Annotated in this window: 19 protein-coding genes; 10 read left to right on the forward strand and 9 right to left on the reverse strand. The window is 71.2% G+C overall.

Annotated features, from left to right (window positions below; translation table 11 throughout):
* Positions 1 to 53: 53 nt before the first annotated feature.
* The 4 genes from ACMTAK_RS13460 (at position 54) to ACMTAK_RS13475 (ending at position 3,826) form a co-directional block, all read left to right on the forward strand.
* Positions 54 to 884 carry an aldo/keto reductase gene (locus tag ACMTAK_RS13460; protein WP_413806454.1) on the forward strand — a complete coding sequence of 277 codons (831 nt, stop codon included), beginning with the start codon at positions 54 to 56 and terminating at the stop codon, positions 882 to 884.
* Between the two features lie 223 nt (positions 885 to 1,107).
* On the forward strand, positions 1,108 to 2,283 hold the full coding sequence (locus ACMTAK_RS13465; RefSeq protein WP_413806455.1) for a S1 family peptidase: 1,176 nt from the start codon (positions 1,108 to 1,110) through the stop codon (positions 2,281 to 2,283).
* Positions 2,284 to 2,468: 185 nt separating this feature from the next.
* Positions 2,469 to 3,053, forward strand: coding sequence for a sigma-70 family RNA polymerase sigma factor (locus tag ACMTAK_RS13470; RefSeq protein ID WP_413806456.1), 585 nt, complete (start codon positions 2,469 to 2,471; stop codon positions 3,051 to 3,053).
* Entirely contained in the window at positions 3,050 to 3,826 is a 777-nt protein-coding gene (locus ACMTAK_RS13475) for an anti-sigma factor (RefSeq protein ID WP_413806457.1), read from the forward strand. Before ACMTAK_RS13470 ends, ACMTAK_RS13475 begins: the two co-directional genes overlap by 4 nt.
* Before the next feature lie 65 nt (positions 3,827 to 3,891).
* On the opposite strand, the gene ACMTAK_RS13480 is transcribed toward ACMTAK_RS13475, so the two are convergent.
* Positions 3,892 to 4,203, reverse strand: coding sequence for a 4a-hydroxytetrahydrobiopterin dehydratase (locus ACMTAK_RS13480; protein ID WP_413806458.1), 312 nt, complete (start codon positions 4,201 to 4,203; stop codon positions 3,892 to 3,894).
* 101 nt (positions 4,204 to 4,304) lie between these two features.
* On the opposite strand from ACMTAK_RS13480, the gene ACMTAK_RS13485 reads away from it, so the two are divergent.
* A complete protein-coding gene (locus tag ACMTAK_RS13485) occupies positions 4,305 to 5,108 on the forward strand; it encodes a helix-turn-helix domain-containing protein (protein ID WP_413806459.1) in 804 nt (267 codons plus the stop codon).
* 10 nt (positions 5,109 to 5,118) lie between these two features.
* Here the strand turns inward: ACMTAK_RS13485 and ACMTAK_RS13490 are convergent, their stop codons facing one another.
* Together ACMTAK_RS13490 and proP are read right to left on the reverse strand one after the other, a co-directional pair.
* Complete coding sequence (locus ACMTAK_RS13490) at positions 5,119 to 5,490, reverse strand: nuclear transport factor 2 family protein (RefSeq protein ID WP_413806460.1); 372 nt, start codon at positions 5,488 to 5,490, stop codon at positions 5,119 to 5,121.
* A gap of 138 nt (positions 5,491 to 5,628) precedes the next feature.
* The gene (gene proP, locus ACMTAK_RS13495; protein WP_413806461.1) at positions 5,629 to 7,092 is read right to left on the reverse strand and encodes a glycine betaine/L-proline transporter ProP; all 1,464 of its coding nucleotides are present in this window, start codon (positions 7,090 to 7,092) and stop codon (positions 5,629 to 5,631) included.
* 247 nt (positions 7,093 to 7,339) lie between these two features.
* Between proP and ACMTAK_RS13500 the strand changes: the two genes are divergently transcribed.
* From ACMTAK_RS13500 to ACMTAK_RS13510, 3 genes are read left to right on the forward strand one after another with little or no spacing between them, the layout of a single operon-like run.
* Positions 7,340 to 8,206: an isocitrate lyase/PEP mutase family protein gene (locus ACMTAK_RS13500; RefSeq protein WP_413806462.1), complete on the forward strand. Its 867-nt coding sequence runs from the start codon at positions 7,340 to 7,342 to the stop codon at positions 8,204 to 8,206.
* A gap of 14 nt (positions 8,207 to 8,220) precedes the next feature.
* Positions 8,221 to 8,655, forward strand: a complete 435-nt coding sequence (locus ACMTAK_RS13505) for a hypothetical protein (RefSeq protein ID WP_413806463.1) — start codon at positions 8,221 to 8,223, stop codon at positions 8,653 to 8,655.
* Positions 8,648 to 9,694: a bile acid:sodium symporter family protein gene (locus ACMTAK_RS13510; protein WP_413806464.1), complete on the forward strand. Its 1,047-nt coding sequence runs from the start codon at positions 8,648 to 8,650 to the stop codon at positions 9,692 to 9,694. Before ACMTAK_RS13505 ends, ACMTAK_RS13510 begins: the two co-directional genes overlap by 8 nt.
* Positions 9,695 to 9,714: 20 nt before the next feature.
* On the opposite strand, the gene ACMTAK_RS13515 is transcribed toward ACMTAK_RS13510, so the two are convergent.
* The 4 genes from ACMTAK_RS13515 to ACMTAK_RS13530 all read right to left on the reverse strand — a co-directional run bounded on the left by ACMTAK_RS13515 (position 9,715) and on the right by ACMTAK_RS13530 (position 16,049).
* Positions 9,715 to 10,821 carry a PP2C family protein-serine/threonine phosphatase gene (locus tag ACMTAK_RS13515; protein WP_413806465.1) on the reverse strand — a complete coding sequence of 369 codons (1,107 nt, stop codon included), beginning with the start codon at positions 10,819 to 10,821 and terminating at the stop codon, positions 9,715 to 9,717.
* Positions 10,822 to 10,856: 35 nt separating this feature from the next.
* On the reverse strand, positions 10,857 to 12,248 hold the full coding sequence (locus ACMTAK_RS13520) for an amino acid permease (protein ID WP_413806466.1): 1,392 nt from the start codon (positions 12,246 to 12,248) through the stop codon (positions 10,857 to 10,859).
* Between the two features lie 10 nt (positions 12,249 to 12,258).
* Entirely contained in the window at positions 12,259 to 14,604 is a 2,346-nt protein-coding gene (locus tag ACMTAK_RS13525) for a phage holin family protein (protein WP_413806467.1), read from the reverse strand.
* A 266-nt stretch (positions 14,605 to 14,870) separates the two neighbouring features.
* A complete protein-coding gene (locus ACMTAK_RS13530) occupies positions 14,871 to 16,049 on the reverse strand; it encodes a methyltransferase domain-containing protein (protein WP_413806468.1) in 1,179 nt (392 codons plus the stop codon).
* A gap of 260 nt (positions 16,050 to 16,309) precedes the next feature.
* On the opposite strand from ACMTAK_RS13530, the gene ACMTAK_RS13535 reads away from it, so the two are divergent.
* Positions 16,310 to 17,023: an AAA family ATPase gene (locus tag ACMTAK_RS13535; protein WP_413806469.1), complete on the forward strand. Its 714-nt coding sequence runs from the start codon at positions 16,310 to 16,312 to the stop codon at positions 17,021 to 17,023.
* Positions 17,024 to 17,590: 567 nt separating this feature from the next.
* Positions 17,591 to 18,496 (forward strand): NADP-dependent oxidoreductase, encoded by a 906-nt coding sequence (locus ACMTAK_RS13540; RefSeq protein ID WP_413806470.1) that lies wholly within the window; start codon positions 17,591 to 17,593, stop codon positions 18,494 to 18,496.
* 79 nt (positions 18,497 to 18,575) lie between these two features.
* Here ACMTAK_RS13540 and ACMTAK_RS13545 read toward each other — a convergent pair whose 3' ends face one another.
* Both ACMTAK_RS13545 and ACMTAK_RS13550 read right to left on the reverse strand, forming a co-directional pair.
* A complete protein-coding gene (locus ACMTAK_RS13545; protein WP_413812873.1) occupies positions 18,576 to 19,793 on the reverse strand; it encodes a sugar ABC transporter permease in 1,218 nt (405 codons plus the stop codon).
* A 2-nt stretch (positions 19,794 to 19,795) separates the two neighbouring features.
* Positions 19,796 to 20,578 carry an ATP-binding cassette domain-containing protein gene (locus tag ACMTAK_RS13550; protein ID WP_413806471.1) on the reverse strand — a complete coding sequence of 261 codons (783 nt, stop codon included), beginning with the start codon at positions 20,576 to 20,578 and terminating at the stop codon, positions 19,796 to 19,798.
* Between the last annotated feature and the right edge of the window lie 4 nt (positions 20,579 to 20,582).

Below are 20,582 nucleotides of genomic sequence, written 5' to 3' on the forward strand. Positions count from 1 at the left end.
GTTGTGTTTGTTGGAAGCACGTAATCCACATCCGACGTAAGGATCGACTGCTCGTGAGCAAGGTCCCCTTCATCACGCTCAACAACGGCGTACGGATGCCGCAGCTCGGCTTCGGTGTCTGGCAGATCCCCGACGACGAGGCGCAGGTCGCGGTGCGCAACGCACTGGACGCCGGGTACCGGAGCATCGACACGGCCGCGATATACGGGAACGAGGAGGGCACGGGGAAGGGGCTCGCCGCGTCGGGCCTCGCGCGCGATGAGCTGTTCGTCACCACCAAGCTCTGGAACGGTGACCAGGGGTACGACTCGACCCTGCGCGCCTTCGACACCTCGCTGACCAAGCTGGGCCTGGAGTATGTGGATCTCTACCTGATCCACTGGCCGATGCCCGGGGTCGACAAGTACGTGGACACCTGGAAGGCGTTCGAGAAGATCTACTCCGAGGGCCGCGCCAAGGCCATCGGCCTGTCCAACTTCCACTCCGCCCACATCCAGCGGCTGCTCTCCGAGACCTCGATCGTCCCGGTGATCGACCAGATCGAGCTGCACCCACAGCTGCCGCAGGCGGAGCTGCGCGCCTTCAACGCCCGCCATGACATCGTCACCGAGGCGTGGTCCCCGCTCGGCCAGGGCAAGGGCCTGCTGGAGGACCCGAAGCTGGCGGAGATCGCCGAGAAGCACGGGAAGACCCCGGCCCAGGTGGTGCTGCGCTGGCATCTGGACCTCGGCAATGTGGTGATTCCCAAGTCCGTGACCCCGTCGCGGATCAAGGAGAACATCGACGTCTTCGACTTCCAGCTGGACTCCGAGGACCTGTCGGCGATCGACTCCCTCGACACCGGCAACCGTCTGGGCTTCGACCCCGAGACCTTCAACGGCTGAGCCCGTGACCTTCAACGGCTGAGCTCCGCCGTTCCGCCCCGCCGCGTCCCCCCGCGGCGGGGCGGACCCGTATCCACCGTCACTCACCGCCCTGGCATATCCCGGGCGCATGCCCCCGTGCGGGGCCGGTGCGGCCCACCGAGCGAGGCACGTCCCCGGCAATTACGCTTGGCGCCCAGATGGGCACACAGCGTGACCACTTTCCTAGCCGAGGAGACCGAAGATGTCCCGCAGACGCCGTCACGGCCTTGAGCTGGCCGCCGGTTGCACCGTCGCGATAGCCGCCCTCTTCCTGGGGAGCGGCATACCCGCGGTGGCCGACCCCGGTGAACCCTCCCCCCGCCCCCGGAGGGAGGTGCCCCCCGAGATGCTGGCCTCGATGCAGCGCGATCTGGGCCTGACGGCCGATGAGGCGCGGATGCGGATATCCAACGAGTACCGGGCCGGAGAGGCCGAACCGGGGCTGCGCAAGAGCCTGGGCAGCTCCTACGGCGGCGCGTGGGTGTCCGGCAACACCGCCGAACTCACCGTGGCCACCACCGACGAGGAGCAGAGCGCCACCATCACGGCCGGCGGTGCCAAGGCCGCCGTCGTCAAGCACAGCCTCAAGGCCCTCGTCGACGCCAAGCAGGCCCTGGACCGCGCCGCCTCCGAGCGCCCCCCGGCCGCCGATGTCGCCTCCGCCTGGTACGTGGACGTCAAGACCAACGGCGTCGTGGTGCAGTCGGCCGAGCCCACCGAGGCGGCCGCCTTCGTCGCCGCGAGCAGCGCGGACCGCGAGGTGGTACGGGTCGTGGAGTCGGCCGAACGGCCCAGCCCGCTGTACGACCTGCGCGGCGGCGAGGCGTTCTACATCAACGACGCCGCCCGCTGCTCGATCGGCTTCTCGGTGACCAAGGCCGAGCAGAACGGCTTCGTCACCGCCGGCCACTGCGGCGGCCAGGGCGACACCACCGCCGGCTTCAACCGGGTGGCGCAAGGCACCTTCCAGGGCTCCAGCTTCCCCGGCAACGACTACGCATGGGTGGCCACCAACGCCGACTGGGCCCCGCAGCCATGGGTGATCGGCCCCCAGGGCACCAACGTCACCGTCACCGGCTCCCAGGAAGCGCCGGTGGGCTCGTCCGTCTGCCGCTCCGGCTCGACGACCGGCTGGCACTGCGGCACCATCCAGCAGCACGACACCAGCGTGCAGTACCCCGAGGGCACGATCCGGGGGGTCACCCGCAGCAATGTCTGCGCCGAGCCGGGCGACTCCGGCGGCTCGTTCATCTCGGGCAGCGAGGCGCAGGGCGTCACCTCCGGCGGCTCCGGCAACTGCACCGTCGGCGGCACGACGTACTACCAGCCGGTGAACCCGATCCTGACGACCTACGGGCTCACCCTCACCACCGGTTGACGCCGGGCGCCGAGGCCGCCGCGGTCGATCGGACCGCCGGCGGTCTCACGCGTGTCCGGCACACCTCGACGTTCACCGGCACACCTTGATGTGTTCGGAGCACCTTGACCAATCCGCACCCGTCCGGGCGACGAATGAGATACGACACCTCCGTGTGCGCCGCATCGTTCCCGGAAGGACGGCCCGTGAGAGAACCCGTGTACATCGGCGGACCCGCCGCGCGCGGACCGGACCTCGAAGAGTTGCTCCAGATGGTGGCCCGGGGGGACCAGAACGCGTTCGGGGCCCTCTATGACGCCGTCAGCGGGCCGGTCCTGGGGCTGACGCGCAGTCTGCTGCGCGACCCGGCCCAGGCCGAGGAGGTCACACAGGAGGTCCTGGTCGAGGTGTGGCGGTCGGCGGCGCGGTTCCAACCGGGCCGGGGCAGCGCCATGTCCTGGATCATGACGGTGGCGCACCGGCGCGCCGTGGACCGGGTGCGCTCGGCGCAGGCCGCCTCCGACCGCGAGGAGCGCGCCGCGCTGCTGTCCCGCACCCCGGCGTTCGACGAGGTGACCGAGCAGGTGGAGGCCAGGCTGGAGCGCGAGCAGGTGCGCCGGTGCATGCGGACGCTGACCGAGTTGCAGCGGCAGTCGGTGACGCTCGCCTACTACCGGGGCCGCTCCTACCGCGAGGTGGCGGAGCTGCTGTCGCTGCCGCTCGGGACCGTGAAGACCAGACTCCGGGACGGGCTCATCCGGCTCCGGGACTGCATGGGGGTCGGCGCATGACCAGAGCGGATCTGCACACCTTGACCGGGGCCTACGCGGTGAACGCCCTGTCGGGGCGGGAGTTGACCGAGTTCGAGCGGCATCTGGCGGTCTGTGACGCCTGCCGTCAGGAGGTACGGGAGCTGCGGGAGACCGCCGCCAAGCTGGCGGTGGCCACGTCCCTGACCCCGCCCCCGACGATGAAGGACGATGTGCTGCGGCGGATCGCCACGGTCCGCCAGGAGCCGCCCCGGGTGGCGGCGCGGGAGGCCCGGGAGTCCCACGCGGGCCCCCGGCGGCGCACCGGGCGGCGGGCGGTGAACTTCGCTCTGGCGGCCTGCGTGGCGGCGGCCGCCGTGTGCGGCGGGGCCGCGGTGTGGCAGTACCGGCAGCTGTCCGACGCCCGTGACACGGCCCGCCGCTCCGAGCAGCGGGTGGCCCAGGCGGAGGAGCTGACCCAGGTGCTGGCCGCGCCCGACGCGCACAGCCGCAGCGGCCGGATGACGGACGGCTCGACCGGCACGGTGGTGGTCTCGCGCGGGCTGAACAAGGCGGTGTTCCTCGCCTCCGGGCTGCCCGAGCCGCCCGCCGGGCGGATCTACCAGCTGTGGTTCAGCGACGGCGGCACGATGCGCCCGGCCGGACTGATGGACTCCTCGGGCCGCAGCACGGCGGCGGTCATGAGCGGCGCGGTCGGGAAGGCGTCGGCCATGGGGGTGACGGTCGAGCCCGCCGGAGGGTCGAAGGCCCCGACGAGCGATCCGCTGGTGCTGCTGACGTTCCCCTCGGCGTGAGCGGACGACATCGGGCGTTGCCGGGCCCGCTTCCGGCACGCCCGGGGGTGACCCCGCGCGGCTGATCAATCGGCGCGGGCGCCGTGCTGGGGGGCGATCTCCTCGATCCGGCCGGCGAGCTCGAAGTCGAGCGCGGTCACCTTGCCGCCGACGCTATGGGTGTTCACCGTGACGCCCACCTTGTTGTAGCCGAGGGTGAGGTCGGAGTGGTGGTCGAGCTCCTCCTGGATGGTGGCGATCTCCGCCACCATCCCGGCCGCCTGTGGATGGCCCTTGAACACATACGTCCGGAAAAGCCGGTCCTCCGCGAACGACCAGCCGGGAAGCTGCTCCAGACGTCGCTGGATCTCCTGGTCGGTGAGCGGCTCGACTGCCATGACACATCCCTTCGTCGCGGGTGACCGGAGGCCCTGCGCGGGCGACCGGTGGCCCTTCCACCCTGCCATGGCCCCCGCCCGGCGTCGGCTACCTTCAGGTCATGACGACTGCCGCGCCGCCCCGGGTGGGCACACTGCTGCGCGAGTGGCGGGACCGCCGCCGGATCAGCCAGCTGGAGCTCGCGCTGCGCGCCGACTCCTCGGCCCGCCACATCAGCTTCATCGAGACCGGCCGGTCGCGGCCCAGCCAGGAGATGGTGCTCCGGCTCGCCGACCACCTCGACGTCCCGGTCCGTGAGCGCAACGCCCTGCTGATCGCCGCCGGTTACGCCCCGCACTATCCGGAGCGGTCGGTGGACGACCCGTCGATGAGCGCCCTGCGCGACTCCCTGGAGCGGCTGCTGACCGGCTATGAGCCGTATCCGGCGCTCGTGGTGGACGGCACTTATGAGGTGTTGGCGGCCAACCGGGGCATCGCGGCGCTCCTGGAGGGGGTGGCGGAGCATCTGCTGAGGCCCCCGCTGAACGCGATGCGCCTCACCCTCCACCCCGAGGGGCTCGCCCCGCGCATCCGCAACCTCCGCGAATGGCGTGGCCATCTGCTGGACCAGATGGACCGGCAGCTGGCGCTGATGCGCTCCTCGCCGCTGCGTGCGCTGTACGACGAGGTGGCGGCCTATCCGCTGCCCGAGACCGGCGGCCGGGAGACCGCGACCGCCGGTGACACCCCGCCCTTCGCGCTGCCGATGATGATCGAGCACGGTGGACGGGTGCTGTCGTTCATCTCGACGATCGCGACCTTCAACACCCCCATGGACGTCACGGTCTCCGAGCTGGCCATCGAGACCTTCCTCCCGGCCGACCCGGAGACCGCCACCGCCCTGGGCCGGTTCGGCCGGCCGTAGGAACGCGGTTTCAGCCGGCCGTAGGGACCCGGTCCAGGAAGCCGAGGACGGAGCGGATCCGGCCGTCCTCGGCCAGGGTGATCACATCGGTCGCGGCGACCGGGGCGGAGCCGTCGGCCGTGGAGACCAGCTCCCAGGTGAAGCGGGCCATGTCGTGGTGGCCGTCCACGGCGCCGGTGAGCCGGAACTCATGGCCGGGGAACTGTTCCTGGGCCCCGGCGATGACGGCGGCCAGCTGCTCATGGCCGCGCGCCTCCGCCAGCGGGTCGGTGTAGCCGCCGTCCTCGGTCCAGGCGGCGGCCACGGCCTTGGCGAGGGCCTCGGGGCCGGTGGCGTTCCATGCCTCGAAGTAGCGGGCGACGGCGGTGTCGTACTGCGTCATCTGGTCACTCCTCCATGAAATCCCCTGGTGGGAACGGATCCCGGACCGGAGGGCGCCGGCCCGGAACCCGATGGCTCAACCCTGCCGCCGCCGTGCGCGGGGGTCGATTACCGCCGAGGTAATGGAGGCCGGAATGGTTCAGGACCGCTGGGACTCCACGAGCGCGATGGCCTCCTCCTTGGTGGCCACGGCGGGCGGCGAGCCCTCCAGCGGCTTGCGGGCCGTCTCCTTCATCACCGCCGCGGCGATCATGCCGACGACCGCCGCGAGCATCGTGTAGTAGGCGGGCATCAGATCGTCCCCGGTGCTGCTGATCAGGCCCTCGGTCACCAGCGGCGTGGTGCCGCCGAAGAGCGAGACGGAGATGTTGAAGGCGATGGAGAGCGAGCCGTAGCGCACATTCGTCGGGAAGAGCGCGGGCAGCGATGCGGACATCACGCTCACATACGGCAGCAGACACAGCCCCAGGAGCAGCAGCCCGGCGAAGACCGGGACGATCCCGCCCTGCTTGATGAGCAGGAAGGAGGGCACGGCGAGCACCAGGAAGCCGACGGAGCCGGTCATCAGCACGGGCTTGCGGCCGACGCGGTCGGAGAACCGGCCGACGAAGGTGATGGCCGTCATCAGCACCAGCATCACGATGATGATCGAGACCAGGGCGCTGGTGCTGCTGTAGTGGAGGGCGTCCGACAGATACGTCGGCATGTAGGACAGCAGCATGTAGTCGGTGACGTTGTACGCGGCGACCAGCGCGATGCACAGCGCCATCGCACGCCACTGAGTGCGGAACACCTGCCAGAACGGCAGGCTTTCGCGCTCGGCCGCGTTGCTGGAGCCCTCGTCCTCCAGCTTCTGGAACGCGGGGGTGTCATCCAGCTTCAGCCGCAGATACAGACCGACCAGCCCGATCGGCGCGGCGACCAGGAACGGAATGCGCCAGCCCCAGGAATCCATCGAGGAGTCGGCGAGCGTCACGGTCAGGATGGCCACCAGCCCGGCCGCCGAGGTGTAGCCGATCAGCGTGCCGAACTCCAGAAAGCTGCCGTAGTAGCCACGGCGCTTGTCGGGCGCGTATTCGGCGATGAAGGTCGAGGCGCCGCCGTATTCCCCGCCGGTGGAGAAACCCTGGAGCATACGGAACAGGATGAGCAGCGCGGGCGACCAGAAGCCGATGGCGGCATAGCCGGGGATGAGTCCGATGGCGAGTGTGCTGGACGCCATCATGATCATGGTGAAGGACAGCACCTTCTTACGGCCGATCCGGTCGCCCAGCGGCCCGAAGAACAACCCTCCCACCGGACGGACCAGAAAGGCCACCGCGAAGGTCGCCAGGGAGGAGAGCACCTGGGCCGTGCCATTGCCGGACGGGAAGAACACTTTTCCGATGGTGACCGCGAGATAGCTGTAGATCCCGAAGTCGAACCATTCCATGGCGTTTCCCAGCGCGGCGGCCTTCACCGCTTTCCGGACGGTCCTCGCCTCGGTGACCGTGATGTCGCTCCGACGCAGTGGAGGGTTCTTGCGCCGCTGGACGGCACGCCAGAGCAGGCGGTGCCGGGAGGGACCGGACGCGGAGGCTTCGGCATCGGTTTGGCCAGGCACGAGCAACTCTTTTCAGTGGACAGGCTTGCTGCGCGTACCCGGCGATCGCCGCGGCATGCCCGGCGTGTCGCAGACCGCCCATGACGAGGGGCGCGGCGCTCAAGGAGCGTTCGACCCCGACCCGAGCAGAGCCGGGCATCTTCAACCCGTCGGATCGCTTTACCGTTTCTTGGCCATCCCTAGACCTGTCCGTGCAGACGTATAACCGTCACACAGCGCCGAAAGGCGCCGAACTCAAGGGGACATCATGCTCTACGGCAATGCCCTCCGAAAGGCCGTCAGTTCCTCCCCCACCACGCCCCTCATCGGCATCTACGACATGTACTCGGCGTCCATCGCCGCACAGCACTACAACGGCTTCTTCGTATCCGGATTCGGGTTCGCCGCATCGCATTACGGGCTTCCCGATATCGGCTTCATCGCCTGGCCCGACATGGTCGCCTTCGTGGAGCGGCTGCGGCTGGCCTTCCCCGAACACCATCTGCTCGTGGACATCGACGACGGCTATGTGGACCCCGAGGTCGCCTGCCATGTGGTGCAGCGGCTGGAGCGCACCGGGGCCTCCGGGGTGATCCTGGAGGACCAGCGGCGCCCGCGCCGCTGCGGCCACGCCGACGGCAAGCTGATCCTGCCGCTCGAGGAGTATCTCGAGAAGCTCCAGCTGGTGCTGAGCAGCAGGAGGGACCTGGTGGTGGTGGCGCGTACGGATGCCACCGAGGAGTCCGAGATCCTGCGGCGGGCGGCCGCGCTGGCGGAGACCGACGCGGATGTCGTCCTCGTCGACGGGGTGCGCAGCGTGGAGTGGATCCGCAAGGTCCGTAAGGTCATCGCCGACAAGCCGCTGCTGTTCAATCAGATCGCGGGCGGGAAGTCGCCGCGGCTCTCGCTGTCCGAGCTGTCCGAACTCGGGGTGGATGTCGCCATCTACAGCACTCCGTGCCTGTTCGCCGCCCATGGTGCGATCGACGGTGCGCTGAGCGACCTCAAGACGGCGGACGGGCGACTGCCGGACACCCGGAAGACCGGGGCCATCGGGGTCAAGGGCGCCACGGAGCTGCTGGAGCGGAACATCAGCAGGCACCACGGGGACCGTCAGCCCGCCAGGGTCGGATGACGAGGGTCGCGCGCATGCCCTCGACCTTCGTCGGGCCCGGCCCCGGCCGGCGCCGTAAGCCGCGCAAGAACATCCTCACGATCCGTCCGTCCACGGCGGGGCTCCTCCTCGCGGCCACCGCGAGCGTGCTGTGCGCGGGCCCCGCGGCCCCCGCCAAGGCCACGCCGCCGCCCGCGGGCACCCCGCACGACGAGGACAGCGAACCGGAGGAGGCCGTACCGTCCTCCGACCAGCACAACGGCCTCGTGGTCATCGACAACTCCGGCGCCGACTCCTGGCTGGAGGTCGACCGCACCCTCAACGCCCTGCTGCTGAGCCGTGGCACGGCGGGCAGCGACCACGACGGGGGCGGAGGCGCCATCGACGTCCTGGCCGGTGACATCACCGGCGCGGATCCGGTGCTGCCGCAGATCGGTCACCCGCCGTGGCAGACCGGAGGCGGTGATTGAGGTGAGCTGGAGGTCCTGGCCGCCGTCATGGCCGGGCCGGCTCGGGAGGGCGGTGGACCCCTATGTCGCCGCCCTCCTCGGGACGGTCGCGCTGGCGGCGCTGCTGCCCGCGAGCGGGGCGGCGGCCGCGGCCGTCGGCGACGCCGCGGACATCGCGATCGGGCTGCTCTTCTTCCTCTACGGGTCGCGGCTGTCCACCCGCGAGGCGCTGAACGGGCTGCGGCAGTGGCGGCTGCACCTGGTGGTGGGCGCGAGCACCTTCGTGCTCTTCCCGCTGCTGGGGCTGGCCGCGCGCGGTCTCGTCCCGTTCCTCCTCACCGACCGGCTCTACACCGGTCTGCTCTTCCTGTGTGTGGTGCCCTCGACCGTCCAGTCCTCGGTCGCCCTCACCTCCACCGCCCGGGGCAATGTCCCGGCCGCGATCTGCGCGGGGACGTACTCCAGCCTGCTCGGCATGATCGTCACCCCGCTGCTCGCGGCATGGCTGATCGGCTCGGACGTCCGCTTCTCGGTCGATGGGCTGCTGGCCGTCGCCACCCAGCTGCTGCTCCCCTTCCTCGCCGGTCAGGCGCTGCGCCGCTGGACCGCGCCGTTCATCGGCCGCCACAAAAGGGTGCTCGCCCTGCTGGACCGGGGCTCGATCCTGCTGGTGGTCTATACGGCGTTCAGCCGGGGCATGACGGAGGGCATCTGGAACCAGATCACCCCGGCCCGGCTGCTCGCGCTGCTGGGTCTGGCCGCGGCCGTGCTGGGGCTGGCCCTCACCACGACGTCGTTCGCCGCGCGGCGGCTGGGCTTCCGCCGGGAGGACCGCGTCACCATCGTCTTCTGTGGCTCCAACAAGTCCCTGGCCACGGGGCTGCCCATGGCCGCGGTGCTGTTCGGGGACGCGGCCGGGCCGGTGATCCTGCCGCTGATGCTCTTCCACCAGTTGCAGCTGATGGTGTGCGCGATCATCGCGGGCCGCTGGTCCCGGCGGGCGCCGGAGGCCGCCTCCGCGCAGGGGGAACGCGTCCAGATCACGAAGGCGAGGGGGTGAACCGGAGAGCGGGCGGCGGCTCAGGCGCAGCGGGCGATCACCACGATGGCGGCGTCGTCGTTGACGACCCCGCCGGTGTGCCGGAGCAGATCGGCGTGGAGATAGTCCACCAGCGACTGCGGGCCGCCGCCCTTCCAGACCGCGAGCCGTTCCGGGAGCGGATAGAAGGCACCGCTGTCGTCCCGGGCCTCGACGACCCCGTCGGTGTGCAGCACCAGAAGATCGCCGTACTCGAAGCGGAACCTCTCGACCTGGTAGTCCCGCTCGCTCGGCACGTCCAGGCCCAGCGGCACCGCGGGTTCGTCCACGTCCAGCGTCGCGATCCGGCCCTGGTGCAGCAGCAGCGGTGGGGGGTGGCCGCAATTCACCATCCCCGTCACCGGGCCGTCGTCGTAGACGTCCAGCACCACGGCGGTCACAAAGGACTCCAGACGATTCCGCTCGTCATCGGCGATGTGCTGCCAGTTCCAGCACATGGCGCTGCCCATGTGGGCGGCGATGCCCGGCAGCGAGAGATTGCGGTAGGCGGATCCCCGGAAGGCTCCGATCAACACGGCGGCGTCACCGATCGCCGCCAGTCCCTTCCCCCGTACGTCCCCGATGACGATCCGGGTCGCCCCCTCGGTACGGACGGCGGCATACAGATCGCCGCCGATCTGCGCCTCCTCATCCGCCGCGAGATACAGCGAGGCGATCCTCAGCCCCCCGATCCGTTCGGGCAGCGGCCGCAGCAGGACCTCCTGCGCGGCCACGGCCACTGAGCGCACCTGGCTCAGCCGGCGCCGGTGCCGGTCGGTGACGTAGCGGAAGCTGGTCACCAGCCCCGAGATCACGATCAGGGCGACGAGCTGCGCCTGGTGGTTGGCGGACATCAGACCGCCGTGGAACACACCGATGATGATCTGAGCCCCCACGGCGAGGGCTCCGATCACGGCGGTCCCGCCCGCGCCCGCGAAGGACGCGGTGATCGCGGGTGCCGCGATCAGGAAGGGGCCGAGGTGGACGGTGGAGGGCGTAGCGAGATCGGTCAGCGTGACCGCCAGGATGAGCACGAGCGGGACGGCGAACAGCGCCCTGCTCGACCGCGTTTCCCCACCGATGCGGGTGAGGTCGGGCGAAACGCGCATATCTCCTGCTTACACCCGATAGGGGTGCGGTGCGTTCAGACGGTGCTGTCGGCTGTGACGGCGGGGCCCGCCGCCGTGACGTCGGCGGCCTCCATGACGTCGTTGACTCCCGCCCGGCTCGCCCGCCGCGCCGCCATCCACACGTACACCAGCACACCGGCGAACAGGAACAGCACACCCTGGTACACCGCCGCGTATCCGGCGCCCGCGACCAGCCAGAACGAGAAGCCGAAGCCCGCGAGCGCGAGTACCAGGTCCCGGACGAAGCGCCCCGTCCGCACCTCCTCGCGGCGCCCGGACAGCAGGAAGTACAGCTGCGCGCCCGACGCCAGCAGATACGGGACCGTCGCGGAGAAGGTGGTGATCAGCACGAGGATCTCGAAGAGCCCGCTCGACCCCGAGGTGTAGTTGACGACGGTGAGCAGGGACGCCAGGAGCACGCCGACGATGACGCCGAAGGTCGGCACCCCGCGCCGCTTGGTGGCGAACGCGGCCGGGAAGAGCCCGTCCCGCGCGGCCGCGTACGGGGCCTGCGCGCTCATCAGCGTCCAGCCGTTGAGCGCGCCGACGATCGAGACCACGGCGGCCAGCGCGATCAGCGTGCCGCCCCAGCCGCCGCCGAACATCGCGTCGACCGCGTCCGAGAAGGGGGCGGTGGAGTCCACCAGGTCGTCGTGGGCCACGGTGCCGAAGACCGACACCGTGCCGAGCAGATAGACCACGGCCGCGCCGACCGTGCCCAGCACGCTCGCCCGTCCCACATTGCGCTCCGGGTCCCGCACCTCGCCCGCGCTCATCGAGGCCGACTCCACGCCCACATAGCTGTAGAGCAGGATCGCGGCCGCCGCCGACAGACCGCCGAGCGCGCTGCCGCCGCCCTCGTTGAACGAGCCGAGGTTGTGCGGCTCGAAGAAGAAGAGGCCGACGACGGCGACGAAGAGCAGCGGGATGAACTTCAGCACCGTGGAGACCAACTGCACCGCGCCCACCCAGCGCGTCCCCGCGAGGTTGGCGAGCGCGGGGAGCCAGAGCGTTAGCAGCGCCACGGCCAGGTTCGCGCCCTTCGAGTCATGGCCGGGGACCAGGACGTGCACATAGCCGACCGCCGCCACCGCGAGCGCCGCGTTGCTGACCCAGGTCATCGTCCAGTACGACCAGGCCGACAGGAACCCGGCGAAGTCGCCGAACGCCGCGCGGGCGTGTACGTACGGCCCGCCCGTGCTCGGGTCGCGCTCGGCGAGCCGCCCGAAGACCAGCGCGAGCGCGATGGCGCCCAGCGTCAGGACGCCGAAGGCGAGCAGGCTGAGGGTCCCGAACGGGGCGACGGAGGCGGGCAGCAGAAAGATGCCGCCGCCGATGATGTTTCCCATGACGAGCGCGGTCGCCGTGGGCAGGCCGAAGCGGCGGGGGTGGGGCTGGTCGTGCATATGAACATGGTCACAGAAGGTGTAGAGGGCACCCAAATCGCCGGGCTTTGTTCGGCACGACCCGGCTGACCACGGTAAATGGTGCGGCGGGGGCGCCGTGCCACCGGGAATCCTGCACGGTGCGCGCGGCGTCGGGCACCGTGGCCGGCTGCGCCCCGGCGGGCGCCTCGGCCTCCGCCGGGGCCTGCGCCGCCGACGCCTCCGGGGCGGCCGGGCGCTCTGCCGCCGCAACCGCCACGGGGGCCGTCGCCGCGTCCTCCTCCGGCACCTGGGGCCCGTCCGCCTCCTCCAGCCAGCGCCGCAGCACCTGGTGCACCCGCTCGGCCCCGACCAGCTCCTCCCCCGCCGCCACCGGCGGGGTCAGCCCGGCCGGCCACAGCAGAAAGGGATGACCCTGTTCCCCGCCGAGCCCGCCGTGCGAGCCGATCTGCTCCTCGAAGGCGTGCACCGTGCCGCGCACCGGGTCATAGGCGGAGTTGACCATGATGTCGGGGGTGTTCCGGAAGTGCGCGGTGCGCCGTACGGCACTCTCGGCGCCCGGCCCGAAGACCGTGAGCGGGCTCGTCCCGAAGACCTCCCCGGTGTCCAGCCGGTGCTCGGCCCCGTCCGCGCCCAGCACCACCGCGCCGTGCGCCTCGGACCGTACGAGCACGAAGCCCACGCCGGGGTGGTCGGCGAGTGTGCGCAGCAGCGCGGGGTGGCGGGCGTCGATCTGCTCGCGGCTCATCCGCCCCGGTACATCGGGGAAGGAGATCAGGCCGAGATTCCCGGAGGCGAGCACGATGGGATCGGAAACGGCCGCGTCGTGAGCACCGACGACACCGGCGGGGGCCTCCCGCCCCCCACACCACCCGTCCCCGTCCACCCCGGGCTTCTCCGGCCGGTGCAGCGCCGCCCGCCCCGCCTCGCGCGCCTCCGCCCCGCTATGGGTGCGCCCGGCCCGCCGCGAGACGGGCAGACCGCAACCGACCCGCACCAGGTCCTCCAGCCTCAGCCCGTACGCCCCCGCGAAGGTCTCGCCGGGGCTCTGCCCGTGGTCGGACAGCAGCACGATGCGGTAGTCGCGCGGGGCGTGCTCGGCGACCTTGGCGATCAGCGCGATGGAGCGGTCGAGCCGGGCCAGCACCTGCCGGGCGTCCCGGCTGCGCGGCCCCGAGTGGTGGGCCACCTCGTCATACGCCACGAGGTCGGCGTAGATCGCGGTACGGCCGGAGAGGATGTCCCCCATCACCGCCGTCACCACGACGTCCCGCTCCACGACGGTGGCGAACGCCCGGATGAACGGATACAGCCCGCCCCGCTTCACCCGGGGCGCCTCGCGGCGCAGCTTGGCACGCGTGGACTGGCAGATCTCCCGGACCACCTCGGCGAGGAACGACACGGCGGTGCGGGTGGCGTTGGCGGGGTCGGCGAAGTACGCGAAGTAGCCGGAGCGGGATCGGTTGTGCTTACCGCGCCGTGCCGCGACCGAGAGGACCAGGGCCAGCTGATCGGCGCCGCCGGTGAAGAGGTTGCCCCGACTGGCCCCGTCCACCGTGAGGAGTCCGTCATGTCTCGCCCGGGCGGCGGCGCGGCGCTGGAGCACCGCCGCGCTGGTCGGCCGGTTGCTCACCATCACCTCCCCGGTCTTCTTCTCGTACCAGCGGAAGGCGGGCACGTCCTCGTTGGAGCCGTGCAGGATGCCGAGTTGGCTGGCGCCCGTCTGGCTGGACCAGTCGGTGCGCCAGGGGGTGACCTTGTGGGTGCTCTGGAGCCAGCCCGCGACGGTGGGCATCACCGGGGGCCGGTTCTCGCGCTCCCGCAGCGCCTCCCGGAGTACCGCGTGCCCCACCCCGTCGAGTTGCAGGAACACCGTCCCCGGTGGCTCGTCGCTCCCCCCGTCCTCACCGAGCCGCCGCCTGCGCCGCACGGCCAGCCGCGCCAGCCGCCGTCGGTAGGCGCCGTCGTCCCGCACGGTCAGAAAGGTGCTCGTGGCCGACGACGCGGCGGACATCACGGCCGCCACCACGACGGCCGTCTCCGGCTCGGCGGCGCCGCGCCCGTCCGGGTTCACGCTGAGGGCGATCAGCAGCATCGAGCCGTTGAGCACGAACACCAGGAGCCCCAGCACCAGCGCGGGCATCAGCAACAACGCCCGTACGAGCAGCGGCCACACCAGCGCGCTGAGCACCCCGAAGGCCCCCGCGCCGCTGGCCGCCGTGATGGCGATCTGCGTCGCGCTGTCACCGTCACCTGACTTCAGGCGAAAGTCGGGGAGGATTCCGGCGAGCGCCAGCATCGTGAGCGTGGACACCGCCCACACCGCCGCCACCCGCAGCAGGGTTCCCCCCACGGTCTTCCATCGGGGCTTCTGCACGCCGCGCCCTCACTTCGCGTCACCGGCCCGCACCATGCGCGCGAACCGGCTTCAAGCGTGGCACAGCGCCCCCGCGACCCGGCGGACAGCGGGTTACCAGGACGGATCGATTCCGCTTACGGCAGCCCATCAGCTCGCCAGGAGCGCGACGCGTCGCGCTCGGCGCCACGGGCCCCGGGAACCGACCGGGCTACGGGCCGGGGGGAACCGGCCGGGCCACGGGCCCGGGGAACCGACCGGGCTACGCGGACCACGAATCGGCCGGGCTACGCGGACCACGAATCGGCCGGATCGTCCAGCCACACCCGCTGACCGGCGGGCCCCGGCCCGACCGTAAGGCCGAAGCGGCTGTGGTCCGGCCTGCCATGGCCGGCCCACCACCCGTACGCGGCCTCGACCTCGTCCCACAGCCGACGCGCCCCCGCCTGCCAGACCCGCGCCTCCGCCTCCCCCTCGCGGAAGACGACGCACGCCCAGGAACGGTCGGTCAGCCCGTAGAACCACACGGCTCGCGTGCCTTCGCGCGGGGCGGCCACGACCTGAACGCAATGCCGTACCCGGAGCCCCAGCGCGAAGGGGAGGGCGGAGTACGGCGGGGCGAGGAACTCCCCCTCGGGGATGCCGGTGGTGGACGCGTCAGCGCCACCGCCCTCGTCCGTGACGTAACGGTCGTGCGGCGACAGCGACAGCCGCTGGCCGCGCAGCTTCATGAACTCGACGGGCCCGGTGAAACGCCCCGACGCCGTCCCGTCCCGGCGCACCACCAGCCGGGCCACGGCGTCCGCGTGGGTGTAATGCGTGCCCCAGGGAGCGACGATCACGCCCCCGGGCCGCGTCTGCTCGATCCACGCCCCCGGGATCTCCCGGAGGCCGACGGTGGCCAGGACCCGGTCATACGGTGCGTTGCCCGCACAGCCCTTCGCGCCGTCCCCGAGCACGACATCCGGCCGCAACCCGGCCGCGGCCAGCCGCCGACGCGCATGACGCGACACGTCGGGGTCCACCTCGACCGTGGTGACCTTACGTCCACCACAGCGATGCGCCAGCGCCCCGGCCGTCTCCCCCGTGCCGGTGCCCACGTCGAGCACGGCCATGCCCTCGTCCACGGCCAGGTCCCGCAGCAAGGCGTAGACGACGGAGGGCATGGAGGACGAGCTGGTCGACACCCGCCCCGGCTCGGGGCCGGTGTGCTCGCCGTCGTCCCACTGCGTCACGATGGGCGCATCGCTGTCGGCGGCGGCGAACCAGGCGTCCGGGTCCTCGGCCTTGTCGACGGCGACGGCCCCCTGTGTCCGCGTGTCGAACGGCCACATCAGCTCCGGCAGAAACGCGGCCCGGTCCACAGCGGCGAAGGTCGGCGCCCAGCCCTCCCCCATCACCCCCGCACCGAGAAGCACCCGCCCCAGCGCGGCCCGTCCGGGCCGGGCGATGCCCACGAACGTCATGCGGCCTTGGGCGGGTTCGGAACCCCGGGCCCACCATCGGGAGTCAGCGGCGGATGCGGGCCTGGGTAAGGCTGGCCGGGCAGCTTGTCACCGTTCCCGCCATCGTTTCGGCCCCGGACGATCCGCGACATCAACGCTCTCCCCTCCGTCCAGCCGAGCGGCCCACTCCGCTCGGCCCCACCCCCATCACCATAGGGTGAGCCACTGGAAACGCGCCTGAGCTCAGCCTCGGCCCCACGGCCCTGTGAGAAACTCGGCCGATGATTATCGAACGTGCGTACGCACACATTGACCCGGGGTCGCGTGAGGAGAAGGGGTGGCCCTGGTCCGTGCCGTGTGTGCGGGGGCTACTGGCGGACGGGCTGCGCTTCACCGCACCGGTGACGTTTCTCGTCGGGGAGAACGGGTCGGGCAAGTCGACGCTGGTCGAGGGCCTCGCGGAGGGGTTCGGGCTGGACTCGTACGGCGGCTCGCACGACTGGCGTTACGCCAGCCACCGGCCCAAGTCGGCGCTGGGTGAGCGGATCCGCTTCGACGCGGCGCCGCGCGGGCGGCGGATGCTGGGCAGTTGGGCGGCGCGCAAAGGGTTCTTCCTGCGCGCCGAGACCGCGCTGGACGCGCTGGACCGGGAGGGTTTCGCCCCGCATTCGGTCAGCCACGGCGAGGGGTTCCTCGCGGCGTTCCGGGATAAGTTCCTCCAGCCCGGGCTGTACGTCATGGACGAGCCGGAGGCGGCGCTCTCCTTCGCCTCCTGCCTGGAACTCATGGGCCATCTCAATGAGTTGGTGAAGAACGGCGCCCAGGTCATCTGCGCGACGCATTCGCCGCTGCTGACCGCGCTGCCCGGCGCGGACATCGTGGAGGTCGGCGAGCACGGGATGCGGCGGGTGGCCTGGAGCGAGCTGGCCCTGGTCGACCACTGGCGCCGCTATCTCGCCGATCCGCAGGCCTATCTGCGGCATGTTCTGGGGTGAGTACTGGGCTTGGGTTGTTGGTTATCCGCGGCGCCGTTTCGCGCCTTCGGCGCATTTGAGCATGGGCCGGGGGTGCCGGGGCGCGGGCCGTGTCGCCGGCCGCCGGGCCGGTGGGAGGTTGGGCCCGGTGGCGGCTTCTGTGAGCGGGGGCCTGGGTCGACGCCGGACAACTCTGCCGGGGTGGGGTACCCCTCTGGAGATTGCTTGACTTATTAGTTGCGCCAGATCAAGCGTTTTTGAGAGGGGTACCCGGAGGGGCCAGGATCGACCGCGCCGTCCGGCCCGCAGTCCGGATCCCGCGAGCCCGGATGCCGCCCCTTGATCCGCCCCCAACCTCCCCGCGGCCGGCGACGCGGCCCCCGCCCCGGCACCCCCGGCCCATGCTCAATTGCGCCGAAGGCGCGAGACGGCGCCGCGCCCGGCCGACTACCGCTGGGCCGACCGCCGCCCGACTTGCACCTGACGCCAACGTCAGCTTTTAGCGTGGTGGGCGTCGGCGCTCGCCGGGCATTCACCCCACTGATCTCACGAACGGCCGGTTCAGGCCACGTGGAAAGGCAGAACGTCATGCGCGCAGTCCGTTATCACGAGTACGGCGGTGTGGAGACCCTTGTGGTCGAGCAGGCGCCGGACCCGCATCCCGGGCCCGGCGAGATCCGCGTCCGCGTCGCGGCGGCCGGCGTCAATCCCGTCGACTGGAAGGTGCGTTCCGGCGCGGTGCGCGAGGTGCTCCCCGTGGACCTGCCCGCGATTCCTGGGCGTGACGCCGTCGGCGTGGTCGACGAGACCGGTGAGGGCGTGCAGGGCGTGAGCATCGGCGACCGTGTCTTCGGGCTGGGCGGCGTCACCGGCGCGACAGCGGAGCTGGCCGTGCTCTCGGCCTGGGCCCATGCACCCACCACATGGACCGACGAGGAGGCCGCCGGCGCCGGCCTGGCATCCGTGACCGCGATGAGCGGGCTGAAGGCGCTCGGTCCCCTGCGGGGGCGCACCCTTCTCATCGAGGGCGCCGCCGGAGGCGTGGGCAGTGCCGCGGTCGAGATCGCGGTGGCTCAGGGCGCCACCGTGATCGGGACGGCCAGCGAGCGCAACCACGAGTTCCTCACCTCCCTCGGAGCCGTTCCCACCACCTACGGCACCGGCCTCGCGGAACGCCTGGCCACCCTGGCTGCGGTCGGTGTCGACATCGTGCTCGACACCGCGGCCTCCGGCTCCCTGGCCGACCTCGTCGCGATCGTGGGCGACCCTGCTCGCGTGTCGACGATCGCCGACTACACCAACGCGCAGCGCCTGGGTGTGCATCTGGCCAACGCGGAGAACGACTCCACGCTCCTTGCCGAAGCGGGCGAACTCGGCCGGCAAGGCCGCTACACACCGCGTATCGAGCGGAGCTACCCCATCGAGCGGATCGCGGAAGCGCACGCATACGCCGAGCGCGGACACACGCGGGGAAAGATCGTGGTCCGCGTCTGAGCTTGTCCCAGCCGTTCAGGGCTTCCCGCGGCTTCGGCCACGGGAAGCCCGCACCCCCGGATCACTTTCATGAGGAGTTCTAAGCCCGACCATGCGCCCGCTGCGCTCGGCGCGACAAGGTGTCGACCACGACGGCCAGCAGCAGCACCCCACCAGTGATCATGAATTGCACGGCGGTCTGGATGTCCATCAAGGCCACGCCCGAGGCGATCGACTGGATGACCAGCACGCCCAGCAGGGCGGACCACGTGCTGCCGCGGCCGCCGAAGAGGCTCGTGCCGCCGATGACGGCCGCGGCGATGGCGTTCATCAGCAGGTCGGTGGTGACCGACGTCTGGCTGACCGAGTTGATCCGGGAGGCCAGGAAGAGGCCGCCGATGGCGGCCATCGTGCTCGACATCATGAACGCGGAGGTGCGCACCCAGGCCACGTTGATCCCGGCGCGGCGGGCCGCTTCGACGCCGCCGCCCAGGGCGAAGATCATCCGGCCGTAGGCCGTGCGGCGCAGGACGTAGTCGAGGATGACGAGCATGACCAAGAAGATCAGGAGGGCGAGCGGCAGGCCCTGGAACTGGTTGAGCACATACGCGGCGGCGAAGGAGAGCACCGCGAGCACCCCGGTGCGGACGGCGATCCAGACCGGGGCGCGGGTGGGCACTCCGGCGGCGCGGCGGCGCTGGACGTCGCGCCAGGCGGTGAGGAAGTACCCGGCGGTGCCGAGCGCCGCCAGGGCGTAGGCGGCGGCCACATCGGAGAAGTAGTAGTTGGTCAGCTCGGCGACCAGGCCCTGATCGTCCAGGTTGATGGTGCCGTAGGCGCCCATGATGGAGAGCATCAGGCCGTACCAGCCCAGCAGTCCGGCGAGGGTGACCACGAACGCGGGGACGCCGACCACGGCCGTGAAGAAGCCGTGGACGAAGCCGACCGCCGTACCGCAGAGGGCGCCCAGGATGATGGCGGGTGGTTCGGGCATGCCGAAGTTGACGTTCAACACGGCGAACAGCGCGGAGGCCAGGCCGCTCACCGAGCCCACCGACAGATCGATCTCGCCGATCAGCAGCACGAAGATCACGCCGACCGCGATCATGCCGGTGCCGACGATGTCCACGCTGAGGTTGGAGAGGTTCCGCGGGGAGAGGAAGTGCGGGTTGAGGATCTGAAAGGTGATCCAGATCACGAGCAGCCCGAGCAGGACCGGGACGGCGCCGAACGTGCCGCCCACTCGGCGCCCGAACACGTCGGTGAAGCGTTCGGCACCGTGGGCGCTGGCACCGTGGGCGCTGGCACCGCCGGGGATGCTCACAGCTCCCCCTCCCGCGTCACGCGCCGAGTGATCGCGTTGTCGGACGCGCCGGTGATGGAGGAGACGATCTGCTCCTGGGAGGTGGTGGTGACGTCGAAGAACCCGTTGTTGCGGCCGAGGCGCAGCACCGCGACCCAGTCCGCGACGGCCTTGACGTCGCCCAGGTTGTGGCTGATCAGCAGCACCCCGAGCCCGCGTTCACGGAGCCGTTCCACCAGGTCGAGGACCTGGGCGGTCTGCTCGATGCCGAGGGCGGCGGTGGGCTCGTCCAGCATCACCAGGCTCGGTGCGCCGAGCAGCGCCCGGGAGATGGCGACGGTCTGCCGCTGGCCTCCGGAGAGGGACGCGACGGGCCTGCGGACGTCGGGGATGCTGATGGAGAGGGTGGCCAGCAGTTCGCGGGTGCGGCGCTCCATCTCCACCTCGTCCAGGACACCGATCCGCGTGATCTCCCGGCCGAGGAAGAGATTGCCGACGACGTCGAGGTTGTCGCAGAGCGCGAGGTCCTGGTAGACGGTGGCGATCCCCAGGTGCTGGGCGTCCTGCGGGCGGCCGATGTGGATGGGGCGGCCTCGCCATTCGAGGGTGCCCGTGTCGGCCGGTTCGACGCCCGCGATCACCTTGACCAGGGTGGACTTCCCCGCGCCGTTGTCGCCCACCAGGGCGATGACCTCACCGGCGTGGATCTCCAGCTCGACGTCCGTGAGCGCTTGGACCGCGCCGAAGCGCTTGAAGACGCCGCTCAGCGCCAGCAGGGGCGGGGCCGACGGTCGGGCCATCCGC

Source organism: Streptomyces lacaronensis, from assembly GCF_047337785.1.
Lineage (GTDB): Bacteria > Actinomycetota > Actinomycetes > Streptomycetales > Streptomycetaceae > Streptomyces > Streptomyces lycopersici.